This is a genomic window from Tundrisphaera lichenicola, from assembly GCF_051175385.1.
GTDB classification, from domain to species: Bacteria; Planctomycetota; Planctomycetia; order Isosphaerales; family Isosphaeraceae; genus Tundrisphaera; species Tundrisphaera lichenicola.
The window spans coordinates 6116272-6136089 of sequence record NZ_CP195106.1 but is presented as its reverse complement, the minus strand read 5'-3'; the positions used below and the strand labels follow the sequence as shown (position 1 = coordinate 6136089).

The following is a 19818-nucleotide window of genomic DNA, read 5'->3' as shown; positions in this document are numbered from 1 at the left end:
CTCACCTCAGGTCGACCGTCACGTGATCCAACTCGCCCTGGAACCGGAACGGGACGTCGTAGCTCAGATTGACCGGCGTACCCGTGTCCATTCCCACGTCGATCCCCTCATCGAGAGTCACTCGGAGGGGGATGGTTCGCTCGACTCGTCCTTTGGCGACTTCCCGGCCGTCCACGGAGAGCGTGGCCGTCGCCCCCTTGCCGATTTCGCCCCCGTCGTAGGCGAAATCCATCTTGATCTCATGCTTGCCGGGTGAGAGGGCCGCCGGGCCGGCCACCTCATAATGGGCCACGTCCACGAAGTTGTAGTGGAAGATCGGACGTCCCTCCGAGAGATAGAGGGCTAAACCGGCGAAGAGGCCCCCCTGGGTGAAGATCATGCCGCTGGCCTTCTCCTTCACGTCGACGCTCGCCGAGATGGAGAAGGACCGATTCTTCAGGTCCGGGCTGGCACCTTCCGGGATCCGGGTCTGTCCCGCCACGTAGGAGAAACGCTTGCGGCCTCGCGTAAGGCTGGGCCGGATGGCCGGGTCGAGGCGGGTCGTCTTGCTGTTGTCAAGCGGAAGGACGTTATACCTGGCCGCCTCGGTGTAGAAGAGGAGTTGAAGCTCCTTCAGCTTGTCCGGGTGGTCGGCGACCAGATTCTCGGCCTGGGAGAAGTCCTCGTCCGTGTTGTAAAGCTCCCATTGATAGCCGGTGATCACGTCAGTAGTCGTGTTGCCCGGATCCCACGGCGGGAGCGGCGGCGTGGTGCAGGCGACCCAGCCTTCGTGATAGATCGCGCGATTGCCCAGCATCTCGAAGTACTGGGTGGTTCGACGGCTCTTCGCCTCGGGATCGGCGAAGGTATAGGCCATGCTGACGCCCTCGATCGGCTTCTGGGCGACGCCATTGACGGTGGTCGGGGCGGTGACCCCGCACACTTCATACACGGTTGGCACGATGTCGATGGCGTGGTGCCACTGGGTCCTCAACTCGCCCCGGGCCGCGATCCCCTTCGGCCAGGAGATGACCATGCCGTTCCGGGTCCCGCCATAGTGGCTGGCGACCTGCTTGGTCCACTGGAAGGGGGTGCACATGGCGTGCGCCCAGCCGACCGGATAGTGGTTGTAGGTCTTGAAGGTCCCGATGTCATCGACATGCTTGAGGACTTCGGAGAGTTCCTCCTTCACGCCGTTGAAAAAAGTCATCTCGTTCAGGAGGCCTTGCGGACTCCCCTCGGCGCTGGCCCCGTTGTCGCCGACGATGTAGACCACGATCGTGTTGTCGGTCTGCCCGACATCGTCGATGGCACGGAGGACTCGGCCGACGTTGTGGTCGGTCTGCTCCAGGTAGCCGGCGTAAACCTCCATCATCCGGGCATAGACCTTCTTCTGTTCGGCGGAGAGCGTGTCCCAGGCCGGGATGCCCGGGGCCAGCGGCACCAGCTTGGTGTCGGGCGGCACCACTCCGAGCTTCTTCTGACGGGCGAGGGTCTGCTCGCGGATCGCGTCCCAACCGGCGTCGAACTTCCCCTTGTACTTCTCCACCCACTCCTTCTTGGGATGGTGCGGGGCGTGGGTCGCGCCCGGGGCGTAGTAGCAGAAGAAGGGGCGATCCTGCGCGACGGCCTTCTGCATCTTGATCCATTTGATGGCCTGATCGGCCATGTCGTAATCGAAGTTGTAGTCGGGGTTGTTCAGGTAGGGCTCGATCGGCTTGATCCCCTCGACCGCGGCCGGGCGCCACTGGCTGGTGTCGCCGCCGACGAAGCCGTAGAAGTGCTCGAACCCGAGCCCGGTCGGCCAGAGGTCGAATGGCCCGGCCTGGCTCGACTGCCAGTCGGGGACGTTGTGATTCTTGCCGAACCAGGCGGTGTTCCAGCCGTTCTGCTTGAGGACCTCGGCCACGGTGGCGGTGTCCTTCTGCATCGCCGAGTCATAGCCGGGGAAGCCGGTGGCCCCCTCCATGATGCAGGCGGTGTGGACCGAGTGGTGATTCCGCCCCGAGATCAGGGCGGCGCGAGTGGGGCTGCACAGGGCCGTGGTGTGGAACTGGTTGTACTTCAGCCCTTTCGATGCCAGATCCTCGAGGACCGGGGTATTGCAGGGCCCGCCGAAAGTGCTGGACGCCCCGAAGCCGACGTCATCCAGCAGGACCAGCAGGACGTTCGGGGCACCCTTGGGAGCCTCGACCGGCTGGGGGAAGTCCGACTTCGAGTCCTCGGCCCGCAGGTTGATCGACCCCCGGAACGGTTCGGGCGGGATCGGCAGGACCGACGATGTGCCGGGGGGGGCCGCCGGACCGGGCTTCCCCTGGGCATGAATCGGCGTGACCCATCCCCCGGGCGAGGCCAGCCACCAGCCGAGGGACGCGACGGTGAGTATCGAGAACGCCATGACCTTCGGACGGATCGGCATGATTTCGCTCCTGGACCCGGGGGTGTCGATCTTCCTGATTCGAAGCCGCGCAGCGTCGGACGGCCGCGCCGGTTTGGTGTGTTAACGGTCGCCCGAGCTGGCGAGCGGGAGATTCGAGCGAGGTGGTCCCGCTCGAGTGGAACACTCCTGGTGGGCTGAAAATCTAGGACATCAAGCCCCGATACGACCGGCGATTCGGCCGAGGTAACCGGTCACGCCCGGCGGCGCCCCGGATCATTTCGAGGCCGCGCCCTCCTGGATTTTCTTCATCACGTCATCCAGGTTGAAGCTGGCCGCCTTTTGCCTTTGCGGGAAGTCCTTGAAGGTCATCAGGAATTTGCCCACGTAGTCCTGGGCGGGCACGAGCAGGAATACGTGATCGAGCAACCAGTCATAGTAGGTGTTCGAGGTCACGTCCGCCCGTTCGTACGGGTCCGTCCGGAGGTTGAAGATCTTCGGGACACGAAGTTGCGTGAAAGGCTCGGCCCAGATCCGGAGGGTCCCCTGGACCCTTTGTTCCAGGAAGACCAGTTTCCAGTTGTCGAATCGGAGCCCGGTCACCTGCTGGTCATCGTTGCAGTAGATGAACGATTCGCGAGGCGACTTCTTCGCCTCTCCGGTCAGATAAGGGACGAGGTTGTCGCCGTCGAGATGCACCTTGTACGTCGCATCACCGACCTTGTGTCCCTTCAGCAACTTCTCCTTGATCCCGGCGTCGCCGGCCATGGCGAGGAGGGTCGGCAGCCAGTCGTGATGTCCGACGATCTCATTGGAGATGCTTCCGGGCTTGATCTTGCCCGGCCAGCGGACCATGCACGGGACCCGGTAAGCCCCTTCCCAGTTCGAATTCTTCTCGTTCCGGAACGGGGTCATGCCGCCGTCGGGCCAGGTATTCATGTGCGGGCCGTTGTCGGTGCTGTACATGACGAAGGTGTCGTCCGCGATCCCGGCATCGTCGAGGGCCTTGAGGACCATGCCCACGTTCTTGTCGTGGTCGATCATCGCGTCGTGGTATTCGCTCTGCCAGCGGCCCGACTGGCCCTTGCTTTCCGGCTTGACGTGGGTCCGGAAGTGCATGTGGGTGAAGTTCACCCAGAGGAAGAAAGGCTTGTCGGTCTTCGAGTGCTGCTCGATGTACGCGGCGGACCGGGCGGCGATGTCGTCGTCGATCGTCTCCATCCGTTTCTTGGTCAAGGGCCCGGTGTCCTTGATCGTCTGCTTGCCGACCTTGCCGAAGCGCGGGTCGACCGTCTCGTCGTCCTGGTCCGTCGCCTTGGCATCCAGGACCCCGCGTGGCCCATACTTCGCCCGGAATGCCGGATCCTTCGGATAGTCCGGAAGCTCGGGCTCTTCCTCGGCGTTCAGGTGGTAGAGGTTGCCGTAGAACTCGTCGAACCCGTGGACGGTGGGCAGGAACTCGTTCCGATCCCCCAGGTGGTTCTTGCCGATCTGCGCGGTGGAGTAGCCGTGAGGCTTGAGCAACTCGGCGATCGTGGGGTCTTCCGGCCGGAGCCCGAGCGTCGCGCCCGGCAGGCCGACCTTGGTCAGGCCGGTCCGGAGCCCGTGCTGGCCGGTGATGAACGAGGATCGACCGGCCGTGCAGCTCTGCTCGGCGTAGTAGTCGGTGAAGAGCATCCCCTCGGCCGCGACCCGGTCGATGTTCGGGGTCTGATAGCCCATCAGGCCCCGGGTGTAGGCGCTGATGTTCGACTGGCCGATGTCATCACCCCAGATGATGACGATATTCGGCTTCTTGCCGCCCTGGGCGTTCGGGATCGGGGTGGCGACCAGTCCCGTGGTCGTGGCCGCGAGCATCGCTCGTCGGGCCGAGCGATCCACCTCGCAGGCCCGGCCGGGGATGGCGGCCCCCCCCGGAGGAACGGTTCCGGGTTGCCCGATCCGGGGGGGCGAAACACGTGGGGAGACCAGGCGGTCCGATCCCGCGAGGAGCCCGAGGCCGGCCCCTAGTGCCAAAAGGGCGAACAATCGCCTCGGCGAACTCATCGTCATCGCTCGATTTCCTCGTGGAGTTATTGGACGGGTGATTTTGGGGGACGAAGGTAAGATATGCCTCGGAGAAATTCATGTTACCCGCGCCGACCGGCCAATTCGAGGGCGTAGTCGGGCGGGGAGTCGAGAAACCGTGATCACGGAAAATGCGTGACAATAGTTTGATGTGGCCGGGGCTGCGATGGGATCGCATCGGGTTGTCGGGCGGAGATCGATGACGGGAAGTACACCCTTCGGCTCTGAAATACGAACAGAAATGGATTGGTCGTGACGGATTCCCGAGATTCGGCGAGATCGGCGCCTCTCGCGAGGCGGAAGTGCGAGTGGCGGCCGTCGTCGGGAGGGATCGACTCTTTGCGTCGATCGATTGGTCGAGAAATGAAAACGGCCAGCAGCATGGAAGCCGCTGGCCGGGAATGGTCAGGGTGGGTGACGGGATTCGAACCCGCGATATCCAGATCCACAATCTGGTGCCTTAACCGCTAGGCCACACCCACCATCGAACGTCTTAGAGCATAATCCGCGCCGCCCGGCCCGTCAAGTCTTCCCGATGGGTCGGACAGGCCTATCGATCGAGTTCGAGGAAATTCCTCGGAGGACTACCGGAATGCCCGGTGCGTGTTAGATTGACGAGGAGTGCCTTGTAAAGGTTCGGTGGGGGTTTCCGACGATCCGGTATGATGGTCCGAAGGGCCTCGACCTGCCTTGACCGGCTCCGATAATGTGGTGTTGTCGGTCCGGCCGATCTTGCGACCTTTGAAGGGGTTTGGGAAAGAGAATATGGCGAGTCCGGGATTGCGGATCGGCATCGTCGGGGGCGGCCTGGCCGCCCAGGCCCATCGAGATCGCCTCGAGGCGATCCCGGGGGTGACGATCGTCGGTTGCGCCGACCCTGATCCCGAGGTCGGTCGGGCTTTGGCCGATGGCTCCCAGGCTCCGGGGTTCCTCGATCAGGCCGATCTGATTCGCCGAGCCAGCCCCGATGCCCTGGCGATCTTCACCCCTCACCCCTCCCATTACCGACTGGCCATGGACGCCCTGCAGGCCGGTTGTCACGTCTTCATCGAGAAGCCGCTCTCGACCAACGTCCAGGAGGCCGTCGATATCGTGGGGCTGGCCCGGGGCCGGGGCCGGATCGTGGGTGTGGGCCACCAGTTCCGCCTGCTCCCGAGCGTGATCCGGGCCCGGGAGATCCTGGCCGAGGGGGTCATCGGCCCGGTTCGACTCGTGACGGCCACGATGTCCCTGCCCTGGCTCGAGGGCCACCAAGGTCAGGAACACTCCTGGCGGTTCGCCCCGAAGTCTGTCGGGGGCGGAATGCTCTCCGATGCCGGGGTCCAATTGCTCGACGTGGTCCTCTGGACGACCGGCCTGGCGGCCGTGGAGGCGTCGGCCGTCCAGTGGCGTCACGGAGCGTCCGCCGATCTGGTGACCGCCTCGGCGGTCCGACTGGCCGATGGGACGCCCGCCACCTTCGCGATTTCCGGCGTCGGTCCCGGGGCCTGGTTCGAATGGAATTATTTCGGAGAAAAGGGTCGAATTCGGGTGACCGAGTCGTCGATTGACGAGTTGAGCGGCCTTCATCCCGGATTGGTAGCCCCGCTTTCGAGCCCGGCCCGGAACATCGATGAAGACTTCGTCGAGGCCCTCGCGACCGGTTCCGACCCGTGCTGCCCGGCCGATCAGGCCCTGGACACCGTGCGACTTCTGGAGGCGATCTCCCGATCGGCAACGATCGGGGAAGTCGTCGGTCTGGTGTAAGTTTCAACCCTCGCTCGCTCGAGCCATCGCCCGGCCGGGATTTCCCGGGCCGGGGCGGCTTGACAAGGGCATATCCCTTTCCTACCAATAGGGCTCCGCCCTCGGGGACAGCGTCCGATGAGATGCCCGGGGCTGGGCCGAGTCCGCGAATCGACCGAGTCCAGGGGCCGACCCTTGACGACCCCTTCCTCTGAGGATCGAACGATGTGGGAACGCGTTGCCATGGCCACGATCGCCGAATGTCCCGTCGAGTTCGACGAGACCTTGCCCCTCCTCACCGGTCGCCATCCGGGCGACGAGGAGGAGATCGAAGAGGACCTGGACGAGGAGCTTGACGACGAGGACGACGACGACCTCGACGACGACCTCGATGACGACGATGACGACCTCGACGATGACGACCTCGACGATGACGACCTCGACGAGGAAGACATCGAGATCGACGAGATCGACATCGACGAGGAAGACGACCTCGATGACGACGACGACCTCGACGATCTCGACGAGGAAGAAGACGAGGAACTCGACGATCTTTGAGTTGCGAAGGTCCGAAATGGGGCTCCCGACCCAGACCCCCCTCGCCCGGCCCCAGGGCCGAGTGAGGGGCGTTCGTCACTCGGGCGTTGAAAATCCGCGAGCGCCCGCTTGGTTCCGTCGGCGATTCCGGCTATCCTAGATCCCACTTACGACGATCGGCCCAGTCCGGGGCGAGTCCGGCAATCGCCCCGATATCCCAGGCCGGGAAGGGAGTGCCTCAGGAATGTCCGCAGCCTATGACCGACCGGACGACCCATTCGAGCTCCCGATTCCCGAGACCTCGAAGCGACGGAGCCGCGAACAGAGCCAGCTGGAGTTCGAGCTCGACTTCCTCGGTCGGGTCCTCGAACGCGATCCCCTGTTCGGCGACGCCTTGAAGGTCCACGCCGATAATCTGGCCGCCAAGGGCTACTACAATCGAGCCTTGCAGGCCGATCTTCAGCTGGTCCGGCTCCGGCCGGATCGTCCGATCCCCTGGTACAACCTGGGGTGCAGTTATGCCCTGCTGGGCATGACCGATCGCGCCTTCGAGTCGCTGGAACGCGCCCTCCGCCTCGGGTATGGGCACATCCACCACCTCCGACGCGACCCCGACCTCAAGTCGCTCCGCCGCGATCCCCGGTTTTCCCGCCTCCTCCGCCGGTACTGAGCGACCCTCGTCGATGCACCACCACTCCTGGGAACACGTCGAGGAGGCCGCCGGATACGTCCGAGGCCTCTGGCCCGCCGGATCGCCGACCGTCGGGATCGTCCTCGGGACCGGCCTGGGTGCCCTCGCCGGGGAAATCGTCGCCGAAGCGACGATACCTTACCCCGAGATCCCCCATTTCCCCCGGTCGACCGTCGAGAGCCATCGAGGACACCTGGTCTGCGGGACACTCGCCGGTCAGTCCGTCATGGCGATGGAAGGCCGTTTTCACCTCTACGAGGGATACACTTCGGCCCAGGTGACGTTCCCGATCCGGGTGATGCGGGAGCTGGGCTGTCGGACCCTGATCGTCTCGAATGCCGCCGGGGGGATGAACCCGCTCCACGCCAAGGGCGACCTGATCGTCATCGACGACCACATCAACCTGATGGGCGTGAACCCGCTGATCGGCCCCAACGACGATCGACTCGGCCCCCGATTCCCCGACCTGATCGAGCCCTACGATCGGAAGCTCCAGGAACTGGCACTGGCCGCCGCACTGGAATCGAACATCGTCGCCCATCGGGGTGTCTATGTCGCCGTGAGCGGGCCGAATCTGGAGACCCGGGCCGAGTATCGGTTCCTCCGGGCCATCGGGGCCGACGTGGTCGGGATGTCCACCGTGCCCGAGGTCCTGGTCGCCGTCCACGCCGGGATGCGCGTGCTCGGCTTCTCGATCGTCACCGACCTCTGCCTGCCCGACGCCCTGGAGCCGGCCAGGATCGAGGATATCCTGGCCGTCGCCCGCGAGGCCGAGGGAAAGCTCCGGACCATCGTTCGGCGCGTCCTGGAGCGGCTCGACGATTGATCGGCGTGGATGGAAACTTCGAGAACTCCATTTTCAGATTTCAAAAAGACCATCTTTTCTGAAATCTGAAATCTCTCATTTGTCATCAATAAAATGTCCACCAACGCCAAGCCTTATAAAGAAACCCTGAACCTGCCGGCCACCGCCTTCGATATGAAGGCGAACCTGACCGTCCGCGAGCCCAAGCTCCAGGCTCGATGGAAGGAGCTGGACCTCTACGGAGCGATCCGGGCCAAGGGAGTTGGCAAGCCGGCACACGTCCTGCACGACGGCCCGCCCTATGCCAACGGCGAGATCCACATGGGGCACCTGCTCAACAAGGTGCTCAAGGATGTCGTGGTCCGTTCGCAAACCATGCTCGGATACGACAGCCCGTACGTCCCCGGCTGGGATTGCCACGGCCTGCCGATCGAGCACAAGGTGATGAAGGACCTGGGGTCCAAGGCCGCCGGGATGGGCGTGGCCGAGGTCCGTGCGCTCTGCCACGCCGAGGCGATGAAGTGGGTCGACATCCAGCGCAACCAGTTCCTCCGGCTGGGGATCTCCGGCGACTGGGACAACCCCTACCTCACGCTCGACCCCCGCTATGAGGCCGGGATCATGGACGTCCTCGCCGGGCTCCTCGATGCCGGCTCGATCTTCCGCCAGCTCAAGCCGATCCACTGGTGCCTCAACGACCGAACCGCCCTGGCCGAGGCCGAGCTGGAATACTCCGACGAGACATCGACGAGCATCTACGTCAACTTTCCGATGGTCTCCGGCGTGCCCGAATCGTGGGGCGAAGGCCCCTGGCACGCGATGATCTGGACCACGACCCCCTGGACCCTCCCGGCCAACGTCGCGATCGCGGCGCATCCCGAGCTGACCTATGTCGGTCTCCTGTACGACGACCCGACCACCGGCCAGCCGATCCGGACCATCCTCGCCGCCGAACTCGCCGCCAAGGTCATGGCCTTCCGAGGGGTGACCTCGTTCGAAGAACTCGGCCGCTGCAAGGGGAAGGAGCTGGAGAACGCCCGATACCGGCACGTCTTCATCGACCGCGAGAGCCCGATCGTCCTGGCCCAGTACGTCACCGTGGAGGATGGGACGGGGCTGGTCCACACCGCCCCCGGCCACGGGACCGAGGACTACCAGACCGGCCAGGCTTACGGCCTCCCCACCCTCAGCCCGGTCGACGGCTCGGGCCTCTATACCGACGAGGCCCCGCCCTCGCTGGTGGGCGAGCACGTCTTCAAGGCCAACCCGAAGGTCGTGGCGATGGTCCGCGACGCCGGATATCTCTATCACGAGTTCTCCTTCGCGCATAGCTACCCCCACTGCTGGCGGTGCAAGAAGCCGGTCATCTTCCGGGCGACCGAGCAATGGTTCGTCGCGGTCGATCACGACGATCTGCGCGAGAACACGCTCAAGGCCATCAACAACGACGTGAAGTGGCATCCCGCCTGGGGCCGGACCCGGATCGAGGCGATGGTCTCGACCCGACCCGACTGGTGCATCAGCCGACAGCGGGCCTGGGGCGTGCCGATCCCCGCGCTCGGGTGCGTGTCGTGCGAGACGCAGGTCCTGACCGCCGAGACCGCTCGCCACTTTCGCGACCTCTTCCGCGCCGAAGGGGCCGACGCCTGGTTTTCCCGACCTGCCGACGAGATCAAGCCGCCCGGCCTGTCCTGCCCCAAGTGCGGCGGGACCTCGTTCCGGAAGGAAGGGGACATCCTCGACGTCTGGTTCGAGTCGGGGTGCAGCCACCACTCGGTCCTCCAGGAGCCGAGCTTCGGGCTGACCTTCCCGGCCTTCCTGTACCTCGAAGGTTCGGACCAGCACCGGGGTTGGTTCCAGTCGAACATCCTGCTCTCGATGGCGACGAACCACCGGCCGCCGTTCGAGAACGTGCTGACCCACGGCTTCATCGTCGACGAGCAAGGCAAGAAGATGGCCAAGTCGGGCGGCAACGCCGTCTCGGCCGTGAAGGCGACCGAGCAGTACGGGGCCGACGTCCTCCGGCTCTACGTCGCGAGCCTCGACTACGCCGACGACGTCCGGATGAGCGAACGAGGGATCAAGGAGACCTCGGAGGCCTATCGGAAGATCCGCAACACCTTCCGCTACCTCCTGGGCAACCTCGAAGATTACGCCAAGTTCGACCCCTCGACTGTCGACCCCGGCACCCTCCACGAGATCGACCGCTGGGCGCTCGGGCAGCTCAATGCGTTGATCCGCGACGTGACCGAGTCGTATCAACGGTTCGAGTTCTACAAGGTCTATCAGCGGATCTACCAGTTCTGCTCGGTCGACCTGTCGAGCTTCTACCTCGACGTGCTCAAGGACCGACTCTACGCCGAGGCCCCGGATGGCCCGGACCGCAAGGCCGCGCAGTTCGTCCTGTCCCGGCTGCATGAGGATCTCGCGAGGCTCCTCGCCCCGATCCTCCCGCACACCGCCGAGGAGATCTGGGATGTCCTGCCCGCCGATCGTCGGGGCCCGAGCGTCCACCTGGCCGAATTCCCCAGGCCCGACCCTCGCTGGGATGCCCCCGAAGAGGCCGAGCGCTGGGACCATCTGAAGAAGCTCCGCGACCTGGCTTTGGTGGCCCTGGAAGGGATGCGGAAGCAGAAATTGATCGGTAGCGGCCAGGAGGCGAAGCTCCGGATCGGGACCGATCAGGAGGGGGCGGCCCGGCTCGATCGCAAGCTCCTGGAGACGCTCTGCATGGTCTCCGAGGTCCACGTCGAGGCCGATCGCCAGGGCCCGGTCCCGCCCGGTTCCGAGTCGATCACGGCCGAGAAGTCGACTTACGGCAAGTGCGAACGATGCTGGAACTACCGGGCCGGCGTCGGCCAGGATGCCGAGCATCCGACCCTCTGCGACCGCTGCTCGCGGGTCGTTGCCTCGATGTCGCTTTGAGTGGAAGCCGGACGCCGCTCTCTACTCGACCATGGGACCGACACGATGGACGCCCGCATCGATCGCATTCGTCGCAAGCTCGAGGCCTCGGGAAAGTCGCTGAATCCAACGCTCTCTCAGGTCGAGGTCGAGGACTTCGAGAGCCGTCACGGGATCCGCTTGCCGGATGCCTATCGCACCTATCTCCTGGAACTCGGCAATGGTGGGGACGGCCCGACGGAATATGGAGTTCCACGTCTTGGCGAGGTCGCCGACGACATGAATCGGGAGGAGGCGGAGTTGTGGACCTCGCTGCCGAAGGTCCGGGAGGACTTCCCATTCACGAAACGCTGGATCTGGGAGGCCGACGAGGAGACGGAGGAAGGGGCGTCCGATGACATCCCCCTCGGTAGCCTCTACATCGGCAATGACGGTTGCGGGATGTACTGGCACCTGATCATCAACGGTCCCGCGCGAGGCCAGGTCTGGCTATTCGACGAGAATGGGATCGCCCCGACGATTCCCCCGCGAGATTTCCTCCAATGGTACGAGGATGGCCTCGACGGCGTCTCCTTCTGGCCCGAGGATGAGTCCTGAATGGGTGATCTGAAGACAGATGGCCCGCGCCGCCCCCCCTTGTCCGATCCGCCGGTCCGGCTGGCCGTGTGCGTCTCGGGGGGCGGGACGACCTTGCAGAACCTGATCGACCGGATCGCCGACGACCGGCTGTCGGCATCGATCGTCCAGGTGATCGCGAGCAAGCCGGGGATCGGCGCGATCGGCCGGGCCGAGCGGGCGGGGATCCCCGTCTCCGTCGAGGTTCGGGGGAAGCGCCCCCTGCCCGACTTCTCCGCCGCGATGTTCGACCCAATCCGCCGACGGGGGGCCGACCTCGTGATCCTGGGCGGGTTTCTCTCGCTTGTCGAGATTCCGGCTGACTACGAAGGGCGGGTCATCAACATCCACCCTTCCTTGATCCCCGCCTTCTGCGGCAAGGGATTTCACGGCCGGGTGGTCCACCAGGCGGCGATCGACTCGGGCGTGAAGGTCTCGGGCTGTACGGTCCACTTCGCCGATGCCACCTTCGACACCGGGCCAATCATCTCCCAGACGCCCGTCCCCGTCCTGGCGGACGACACCGCCGAGACTCTCGCCGCGCGGGTCTTCGAGGCCGAATGCGAAGCACTTCCCGAGGCGATTCGGCTCTTCGCCGAAGGGAAGCTGACCGTCGCCGGGAGGCGAGTCATCATCGGCTGAACGCTGAGGGGCACGACCCGTCATGACTCCGATCAAGCCCCGGCTGCACGTCCTGCTCGCGAGCCGTGCCCGGATCGGGCTGGTGATCCGTCGAGGCCCGTCCAGGCGGGTCTGCACCATGCTTTGGGATCGCGACCGAGATGAGTTTCGCCTGGGCCAGTGGCTGAAAGGCCGGATCTACGAAAGGCGGAGCGACCTCTCGCCCGATGGCGAGCATTTCCTCTATTTCGCGATGAATGGCCGTGCTGCGAGCGAGACCGGCGGCTCCTGGACCGCGATCTCTCGAGCCCCGTATCTCAAGGCGATCGCCCTGTTCGCGAAAGGGGATTGCTGGAACGGGGGCGGTCTCTTCACCGGGTCGGATCAATACTGGTTGAACGATGGGCCGGGGCACACCACCCTGCGCGATTCCGGTGAACTCCGGCGCGACCGGAAGTATCGCCCGCCGTCCCTGGGCAACAACGAATGCCTCGGCGTTTACTACCCGCGTTTGCTCCGGGATGGCTGGGGACTCGTCTCCGAGTCACGGATCACGGACGATCAAAAAATCGACATCTTCGAGAAGCCCGCGTGGGATGGCTGGATCCTCCGGAAGCTCGCGCATTCCGGCTCACCGAAGGCCAACGGCAAGGGCTGTTACTGGGATGAACACGAACTGGCCCATCCCGCCCTTCCCCGCCCGATTGCCCGCCCGGACTGGGAATGGGCCGAGGTCGACGGGGAACGCATCGTCTGGGCCGAGGGCGGCAAGCTCCTCGCCGCGACACTGGGAAACGAAGGCCCGAACGAGGCGACCGTCCTGTTCGACTTCGATGGGATGAGCTTCCAGTCGATCGAGGCACCTTACTGATTGCCGATCGGCGATCCCAGGAAATCCCGCCGAGGATTGTCCAGAGATTCAACAAACGGTGCTCCACACCGGCCATGGATGGAATCGGGCGTCGGACCCGCCGATCCACGAGCCTTGCGCGATCCGGGCCGGGGTGCCGACCGGAGAAATCGACAATTCCCGCGATCATCGCCGAGCAAGGCGGGATGACCCCCGAGGCCGCGAATGCGTGCGTCAAGTCCCTCAGCAAGGCGCATCGTGACCAGCGGGATGTTTATTGAACGTCGAGGCTATTCCACCGTCACGCTCTTGGCCAGGTTCCGGGGCTTGTCGATGTCGCAACCCTTGATCCTCGCGACGTGATAGGCCAGGAGTTGCAGGGGGACGACCGCCAGGAGAGGCTGGACGACCTCAAGGACGTCGGGGATCGGCAGGAAGATGTCGGCGAGCCGGGATAGCTCGGCGTCCCCCTCGGTCCCCACGGCGATCACCGGGCCGAGCCGGGCCTTGACCTCCTCGACGTTGCTGAGGGTCTTGGCGTGGAGCGAGCCCTTCGGGGCGACGAAGACGCTGGGAGTCTCCGGATCGATCAGGGCCAGCGGCCCGTGCTTCATCTCGGACGTCGGGTAGCCCTCGGCGTGGATGTAGCTGATCTCTTTGAGCTTCAAGGCCCCCTCCAGCGCGACCGGGAAGTGGAGGTCGCGTCCCAGAAACAACACGCTGCGGGCCGAGGCCAGCCGCTCGGCCGCTCGGATGATCTCCCCTTCAGTCTCCAGGACCTTCCGGAGGGCCTCGGGCACCCCTTCGATGGCGTCCACCACGGCCAGGCCATCCGTAAACGAGAGCTGGCGGAGCCGGCCCAGGTGGAGGGCCAGGAGGGTCAGAACGGTCACCTGGGCGGAGAACGCCTTGGTGCTGGCCACCCCGACCTCGGGCCCGGCGTGGAGGTAGATCCCGCCATCGGCCTCCCGGGCAATCGTGCTGCCCACCACGTTGCAGATGGCCAGGGTCGGGTGCCCCCGACGTTTGGACTCGCGGAGCGCCCCCAGGGTGTCGGCGGTCTCTCCCGACTGGCTCAGGACGAACACGAGCGAGCGATCGTCCAGGGGCGCGTTCCGGTATCGGAACTCCCCGGCGTACTCGACCTCGACCGGCAGGTTGGCCAGCCGCTCGATCAGATACTCGCCGACCAGGGCCGCGTGCCAGCTCGTCCCGCAGGCCACCAGGACGACCCGCCGGACCCTCCGGAGTTGCCGAGGGGTCAGGTTCAAGCCGCCGAACGCCGCGGTCCCCTCCGACCTCCGGAGCCGCCCCCGGCAGGCGTCTCGGACGGTCTCGGGCTGCTCGCGGATCTCCTTCTGCATGTAGTGGTCGTTCGCGCCCAGTTCGGCCAGGTCGGGCGACCAGTCGAGCCGGTCGATCCGGGGCGTGATCGGCCCCCGCTCGCGATGGCGGATCTCGAAGTCCCGGGGGGTCAGCCGGACAACCTCGCCATCCTGGAGATAAGTGACCCGGGCGGTATGAGGAGCGATGGCGGAAGGGTCGCTCGCCAGGAGATGTTCTCCCTCGCCCAGGCCGACCACCAGCGGGCTCCCCAACCTGGCCCCCACGACCACCCCCGGGCACCTCGGGCTGATCGCGGCCAGGCCGTAGGTCCCTTCCAGCCTGGGGAGTGTCCGGAGGACCGCCCCCAGCAGGTCATCCCCCTCGGCCAACTCGCGAGCGATCAGGTGGGCGATCACCTCGGTATCGGTCTGGCTGAGGAAGGAGACCCCGTCCGCTTCCATTCCTCGACGGAGGGAGGCATGATTCTCGATCACCCCGTTGTGGACGACCGCCACGGCTCCCTCCCCGCCGACATGGGGGTGGGCGTTCTGGTCGCTGGCCGGGCCGTGGGTGGCCCATCGGGTATGGCTGATCCCGCAGGCTCCGGGCGAAGGGGACTCTCGCAGGGTTTCTTCCAGAGCCCGGACCCGCCCTGCCCTCTTCCTCAGCGAGAGCCGAGGCCCGTCGAGGGTCGCCACCCCCGCGCTATCGTACCCCCGATATTCGAGCCGGCGGAGCCCCGCCAGCAGGATCGGGCTCGCCTCATGCGGCCCGGTGTATCCGACGATTCCGCACATCGATCGGACCTCCTTGAACCCAACCTTCCGGAACGGTCAGGTCTTCAGCGAGAACGGCGTGAAATCGGTACCGATGTCGTAGTAATCCTCATTCTCGACCCGCTTCAGGAAGCCGACCACCTTGTAGGTCAGGGGCGTGGCGACCACTTCCCAGCCCACCTTGAGGCAGTAATTCGTGACCAGCACTGTGACCAGCCGGTCCATCTCCCAGATCCCGAGGAAGGCGATCGGGTAGAAGATCAGGGAGTCGGCCGCCTCGCCGACCAGGGTCGATCCGATCGTCCGGACCCAGAGCCATCGGCCTTGCGTCTGGATCTTGATCTTGGCCAGGACGAACGAGTTGACGAACTCGCCCGTGAAGAACGCCAGGATCGAGGCCAGGACGATCCGGGGAGCGTTGCCGAAGACGGCCTCGAAGGCCGCCTGGTTCTTCCATCGGGGGTCGGCCGGCAGGTGGATCACGACCCAGCTCATGGCCGAGGCGAAGATGATCGCGGTGAACCCGGCCCAGACCACCTTCCTCGAACGGGCGTAGCCATAGACCTCGGTGAGGATATCGCCGAAGAGGTAGCTGATCGGGAAGAACAGGACACCCGCGCCGAAGACGAACTCGAAGCCGAAGAGCGGCAGGAGGACCCGTTTCTGCGCCGAGATCAGGTTCGAACAGATCAAGATGGTGACGAACGCCGCCATGATGAAGTCATAATAGCGGTAGGTCCTCGGCCCTCGCTTGATCGAGATCCCGGCCCGGTCGTCGACGCCGAAGGGCTCATCGAGGATTTCTCGGGCTCGATCGATCTCATCGCCCTGGATGCTCATGAAATTTCTTTCAGCCGGGGTCGCGCGGCCTTCGCGTCGCTGGGCGGGAGAATGTCAGACCCACGATGACCAGGGCGAGCCCGAGCGCCAGGCCCGCGTAGAGCGGGTACTCGGCCGGGATTCCCAGGACCGTCCGCCCCTGGTCACGGACTCGCATCAGCAAGATCAGGCAAATGATCTCGATCAGGGGTCCGAGCAGGCGGAGCAGCAGGCCAGTTCGTGGATTCATGGGGAAGATCGTAACGGCCCAACGGAGCGACCGCCAGGGGACCTTCGCGATCGGCCAGGCCTGGGTGGACCTTCGGGTGTGCCCAGTTCTCCGGCGATGCCGGACCTGCCCCCCTCTCCCTAACCCTCCCCCACCAGGGACGAGGGGACCAGATCTCAGGGGTCGGAGATCCAGACTTCGGCGAAAACCCACTCCCTCTCCCCTCGTGGGAGAGGGCCGGGGAGAGGGGGCGAAGACCTCGAACCGACGTGAAACCCAGAAATTCGCCAGTAGACACCTACTCTCGATCGCGAGTCCCGCACGTCGGGTCGGTCCGCTCAGAGGCTGGGATCTTTTCGATTTGCGATTCGCTCTCGACGTTCAAAGCCTTCGGAAAGTGCTTCTGTCGTCGTCAGCGGCTCGAAAGGGGCATCGAAAAACTGGACGTCTGGATACTTTTTCGACGATTCTCGGGTTTCGCGTAAAAAGATCCCAGCCTCTCAGTTCGCGCGGATCGAAGGGGCCGAGGTCCGGGCGGCCTGGATCGAGTTCCGGGTCCGCCAGGCGTTCGGGGCTCGTTCCGCGATCTCCGATTGGAGGCCCACCCGGGTGTATCGGGCCACGGCCAGGTCGAAGTCCCCTCGCCAGCCGGGCCGGTTGAAGTCGGCGGGATAGAACAGGAAGAGGCAAGCCAGTCCGACCGCCAACGTCGAGAGCCGGGCTGGTGCCATATCGCTTGAGGCATCGGTGGCAGTCGCCTTCCCGATCCCGATGGCCATCAACGCGACCGCCGCCGGGAGGTAATGGAAGCTATATCCCGCGACCCCGAAATGGACCAGGAGGTGCGACCCCAGCGCCGGGACGATCGGCAAGGCCAGCAGCAGGGCCAGCTTCCGGCCCTCGGACGTCGACCCGACGCGGAAGAGGCCCCTCGGCAGGAACAGGAGGCCCGGCCCGAAGGTCCAGGCCATCGCCAGGCCCAGCTTCACCGAGTATCGGACCGGGGCGTCGTAGAACCCCAGGTACCAGATGGAGTTCCGATAGCCGGCCGACTGGGCGAACTCCGCGCTCTGGCGACGGTACTCCGCCAGGCCGCCCACGTCGGAGAGCATCGGCAGGAGCCAGCCCAGGTTCAGGACGGTGAACAGCCCGAGGGCCAGGATCGCCGGCCGCCATCGCTGTTTCCAGAGGATCACCCCCAGGACCGGGAGCCAGAACGTCCCGAGATCCTCTCGATAGCCGGTCCCGACCGCCAGGACGACCGCCGAGGCGTAAGGATGCCAGGCCCGGGGCTCTCGCCAACCCCGGACCGCAACCCCCAGGAGGAACGACCCCACCAGTGGGATCATCGTGTAGTTGCCCGCCATCTCGCCGAGCGACCAGAAGACCGGGGCCGCCGCCACCACCGCCGTCGCGGCCAGGGCCGTCGAGGGGCGGACCAGCGCCCGGAGCCACCACCAGACGCTCGCCAGGGCCAGGCCGCTCACCAGCATGTCCAGCAGGACCAGGCCCCGGTATGCATCCCCGGTCGCCAGGCTCAGGAGGCGACCCGCCGCCTGGAAGAGCGTGTGATGGATCGGGAACCAGGTCTCGCCGATGTGCTGGACGAACATCCGCTCGTCGGTCTCCATCGGGACCAGCCGCGCGAACGGGAGCCGGGTGATCGCGACGAACGCCAAGGCCAGCGCGATCGCCCCCCAGATCTCAACCCGGCCCGGTTCCCTGATCTCGGTCGGCTCCTCGATCGTGATGCTCGCCATCGTCCCCCCTGCTCCAGGCGCGATCTCGCTCTTCCTCGAAGGACCATTCGCGATCTCATGCTGTTTCCCGACATCTCGCGATTTTGAGTGGTCTGTTCTTGCGTTCAGTGGGTGGTCGTCGGATAATCAGCCCCCGTGCCGATGTCCGATCTTCTGTAAGGCTCCGCACGACGTCCCGAGGAATCCATGACTGGCCCCTCCGATCCGGAACGACGGGCGAAGCCCAGGGAGCTTGGCGACTTCCCGACCCCTCCGGGTCTGGTGAGCGAAGTTCTCGGTGCGATCGGGCCGATCGGCGGGCGGTTCGATCGGGTCCTGGAACCAACCTGCGGGCGAGGGCATTTCCTCCGAGGGATCCTCGAACAACGCCGGCCACCCCGCGAGGTCCGGGGGATCGAGATCCAGCCCGACCATGCCGAGGCCGCCCGGTCCATCGAGGGTCGGGGCCTTCGGCCGTTGATCCTGACGGCGGACCTGTTCCGGCTCGATCTCGCGCGGGATATCGGCTGGGAGGGAGATGGCCCTTTGCTGGTGGTCGGCAATCTCCCCTGGGTCACGACGGCGGCGGTCGGGGCCTCGGGGGGATCGAACGGCCCGGACCGCTCGAACTCCCGGAAGGTCCGGGGGATCGAGGCGCTCACCGGCCCCTCGAATTTCGACATATCCGAGGCGATCTGGATCAAGTTGATTCGTGAACTGGCCCCGGAGCGTCCGACGATCGCGCTGCTCTGCAAGCGGGCCGTGGCTCGTGCGGTGCTCCGACTCGTGGGGACGGATGGGCTCCCGGTGACCCGGGCGACTCTCTGGCGGGTCGATGCCCAGCGATGGTTCCGGGCCTCGGTCGAGGCCTGCCTGCTCCGGCTCGAAATCGGTCCCGGCCCCCGGGCGGTCGAGGCCGAGGTCTATCCCGACCTGTCCGCCGCCGAGCCCGAGTCGTCGCTCGGCTTCGAGGGGGGTCGGATGATCGCGGATCTGGCGGCCCACCGGCGATCGAGCTTCGCCGAAGGCACCTCCCCCCTCACCTGGCGCCAGGGGATCAAGCACGACGCCGCGGGGGTGATGGAGCTGATCCTCGGGGACGATGGGCAGTCGCGGAACAAGTTCGGCGAGTTGGTGGAGGTCGAGCCCGATCGCGTCTTCCCGCTCCTCAAGGGGACGGACCTCGCCGGGCCAAAGCGGCCCCGGCCTCGTCGATCGGTCCTGATCACCCAGCGGACCCTCGCCGACAACACCCTCGACCTGGCCCGCACGGCCCCCCGACTCTGGGCGTACCTGGCCAGGCACCGGGATGCGTTCGATCGGAGGAAGTCGGCGATCTATCGGGGACGCCCCCCGTTCTCGATCTTCGGCGTGGGCGACTACTCGTTCGCCCCGTTCAAGGTCGCCGTCTCCGGGCTCCACAAGGATGCGCGATTCCGCCTGGTCGAGTCGATCGAGGGATGCCCCACGATGCTGGACGACACGTGCTATTTCCTCCCGTGCCGGTCCAGGGATCAGGCCTCGATCCTCGTCGAAGCCCTCAATGGGGCGGTGGCCCAGGATCTGATCCGCGCCCTGACCTTCCGGGACGCGAAGCGACCGATCACCAAGGCCGTTCTCCAGCGCGTCGACCTCAAGGCGATCCTGGGTCGTGACGGCCACGCCGGGTTCTGGCAAGCTGATTGGGAATCGGACTGGACCGGCCGGAGCCTTGCCCCGGTCCCGGAATTCGAACCTCTCCCCGACCTGTAAAGGACC

At 65.5% G+C, this 19818-nt stretch carries 15 protein-coding genes and 1 tRNA gene; 9 read left to right on the top strand and 7 right to left on the bottom strand.

What is annotated here, in order from left to right:
• Position 1 precedes the first annotated feature (1 nt).
• The 3 genes from P12x_RS24160 to P12x_RS24150 form a co-directional block, all read right to left on the bottom strand.
• Complete coding sequence (locus tag P12x_RS24160; RefSeq protein WP_435007569.1) at positions 2–2398, bottom strand: arylsulfatase; 2397 nt, start codon at positions 2396–2398, stop codon at positions 2–4.
• 234 nt (positions 2399–2632) lie between these two features.
• Positions 2633–4213 carry an arylsulfatase gene (locus P12x_RS24155; RefSeq protein WP_435011721.1) on the bottom strand — a complete coding sequence of 527 codons (1581 nt, stop codon included), beginning with the start codon at positions 4211–4213 and terminating at the stop codon, positions 2633–2635.
• 619 nt (positions 4214–4832) lie between these two features.
• Positions 4833–4905: transfer RNA gene (locus P12x_RS24150), tRNA-His, on the bottom strand.
• Positions 4906–5203: 298 nt separating this feature from the next.
• Here P12x_RS24150 and P12x_RS24145 point away from each other — a divergent pair.
• The 8 genes from P12x_RS24145 to P12x_RS24110 all read left to right on the top strand — a co-directional run bounded on the left by P12x_RS24145 (position 5204) and on the right by P12x_RS24110 (position 13192).
• Positions 5204–6169 carry a Gfo/Idh/MocA family protein gene (locus P12x_RS24145; RefSeq protein WP_435007568.1) on the top strand — a complete coding sequence of 322 codons (966 nt, stop codon included), beginning with the start codon at positions 5204–5206 and terminating at the stop codon, positions 6167–6169.
• Between the two features lie 204 nt (positions 6170–6373).
• Positions 6374–6706 (top strand): hypothetical protein, encoded by a 333-nt coding sequence (locus tag P12x_RS24140; RefSeq protein ID WP_435007567.1) that lies wholly within the window; start codon positions 6374–6376, stop codon positions 6704–6706.
• Between the two features lie 223 nt (positions 6707–6929).
• On the top strand, positions 6930–7355 hold the full coding sequence (locus tag P12x_RS24135; RefSeq protein ID WP_435007565.1) for a TPR end-of-group domain-containing protein: 426 nt from the start codon (positions 6930–6932) through the stop codon (positions 7353–7355).
• Between the two features lie 13 nt (positions 7356–7368).
• Complete coding sequence (locus P12x_RS24130) at positions 7369–8202, top strand: purine-nucleoside phosphorylase (protein ID WP_435007563.1); 834 nt, start codon at positions 7369–7371, stop codon at positions 8200–8202.
• A 93-nt stretch (positions 8203–8295) separates the two neighbouring features.
• Positions 8296–11106 carry an isoleucine--tRNA ligase gene (ileS, locus tag P12x_RS24125; protein WP_435007561.1) on the top strand — a complete coding sequence of 937 codons (2811 nt, stop codon included), beginning with the start codon at positions 8296–8298 and terminating at the stop codon, positions 11104–11106.
• Between the two features lie 45 nt (positions 11107–11151).
• Positions 11152–11682 carry an SMI1/KNR4 family protein gene (locus P12x_RS24120; protein WP_435007559.1) on the top strand — a complete coding sequence of 177 codons (531 nt, stop codon included), beginning with the start codon at positions 11152–11154 and terminating at the stop codon, positions 11680–11682.
• Positions 11683–12342, top strand: coding sequence for a phosphoribosylglycinamide formyltransferase (gene purN / locus P12x_RS24115; RefSeq protein WP_435007557.1), 660 nt, complete (start codon positions 11683–11685; stop codon positions 12340–12342). It abuts the gene before it with no gap.
• A gap of 22 nt (positions 12343–12364) precedes the next feature.
• Positions 12365–13192: a hypothetical protein gene (locus P12x_RS24110; RefSeq protein WP_435007555.1), complete on the top strand. Its 828-nt coding sequence runs from the start codon at positions 12365–12367 to the stop codon at positions 13190–13192.
• Positions 13193–13461: 269 nt separating this feature from the next.
• On the opposite strand, the gene glmS is transcribed toward P12x_RS24110, so the two are convergent.
• The 4 genes from glmS to P12x_RS24090 all read right to left on the bottom strand — a co-directional run bounded on the left by glmS (position 13462) and on the right by P12x_RS24090 (position 18081).
• Positions 13462–15294: a glutamine--fructose-6-phosphate transaminase (isomerizing) gene (glmS, locus tag P12x_RS24105; RefSeq protein WP_435007553.1), complete on the bottom strand. Its 1833-nt coding sequence runs from the start codon at positions 15292–15294 to the stop codon at positions 13462–13464.
• A gap of 36 nt (positions 15295–15330) precedes the next feature.
• Positions 15331–15987 (bottom strand): queuosine precursor transporter, encoded by a 657-nt coding sequence (locus P12x_RS24100; protein ID WP_435011720.1) that lies wholly within the window; start codon positions 15985–15987, stop codon positions 15331–15333.
• Between the two features lie 136 nt (positions 15988–16123).
• Positions 16124–16342: a hypothetical protein gene (locus P12x_RS24095; protein WP_435007551.1), complete on the bottom strand. Its 219-nt coding sequence runs from the start codon at positions 16340–16342 to the stop codon at positions 16124–16126.
• 479 nt (positions 16343–16821) lie between these two features.
• The gene (locus P12x_RS24090; protein WP_435007549.1) at positions 16822–18081 is read right to left on the bottom strand and encodes a hypothetical protein; all 1260 of its coding nucleotides are present in this window, start codon (positions 18079–18081) and stop codon (positions 16822–16824) included.
• Between the two features lie 186 nt (positions 18082–18267).
• Between P12x_RS24090 and P12x_RS24085 the strand changes: the two genes are divergently transcribed.
• Positions 18268–19812, top strand: a complete 1545-nt coding sequence (locus P12x_RS24085) for a class I SAM-dependent methyltransferase (RefSeq protein WP_435007547.1) — start codon at positions 18268–18270, stop codon at positions 19810–19812.
• Positions 19813–19818: the final 6 nt, after the last annotated feature.

Coding starts and splice junctions, on each gene's coding strand:
- P12x_RS24160 (WP_435007569.1), bottom strand. CDS start 2,398: ATGCCGATCCGTCCGAAGGTCATGGCGTTCTCGATACTCACCGTCGCG.
- P12x_RS24155 (WP_435011721.1), bottom strand. CDS start 4,213: ATGCTCGCGGCCACGACCACGGGACTGGTCGCCACCCCGATCCCGAAC.
- P12x_RS24140 (WP_435007567.1), top strand. CDS start 6,374: ATGTGGGAACGCGTTGCCATGGCCACGATCGCCGAATGTCCCGTCGAG.
- P12x_RS24135 (WP_435007565.1), top strand. CDS start 6,930: ATGTCCGCAGCCTATGACCGACCGGACGACCCATTCGAGCTCCCGATT.
- P12x_RS24130 (WP_435007563.1), top strand. CDS start 7,369: ATGCACCACCACTCCTGGGAACACGTCGAGGAGGCCGCCGGATACGTC.
- ileS (WP_435007561.1), top strand. CDS start 8,296: ATGTCCACCAACGCCAAGCCTTATAAAGAAACCCTGAACCTGCCGGCC.
- P12x_RS24120 (WP_435007559.1), top strand. CDS start 11,152: ATGGACGCCCGCATCGATCGCATTCGTCGCAAGCTCGAGGCCTCGGGA.
- purN (WP_435007557.1), top strand. CDS start 11,683: ATGGGTGATCTGAAGACAGATGGCCCGCGCCGCCCCCCCTTGTCCGAT.
- P12x_RS24110 (WP_435007555.1), top strand. CDS start 12,365: ATGACTCCGATCAAGCCCCGGCTGCACGTCCTGCTCGCGAGCCGTGCC.
- glmS (WP_435007553.1), bottom strand. CDS start 15,294: ATGTGCGGAATCGTCGGATACACCGGGCCGCATGAGGCGAGCCCGATC.
- P12x_RS24100 (WP_435011720.1), bottom strand. CDS start 15,987: ATGGCGGCGTTCGTCACCATCTTGATCTGTTCGAACCTGATCTCGGCG.
- P12x_RS24095 (WP_435007551.1), bottom strand. CDS start 16,342: ATGAATCCACGAACTGGCCTGCTGCTCCGCCTGCTCGGACCCCTGATC.
- P12x_RS24090 (WP_435007549.1), bottom strand. CDS start 18,081: ATGGCGAGCATCACGATCGAGGAGCCGACCGAGATCAGGGAACCGGGC.
- P12x_RS24085 (WP_435007547.1), top strand. CDS start 18,268: ATGACTGGCCCCTCCGATCCGGAACGACGGGCGAAGCCCAGGGAGCTT.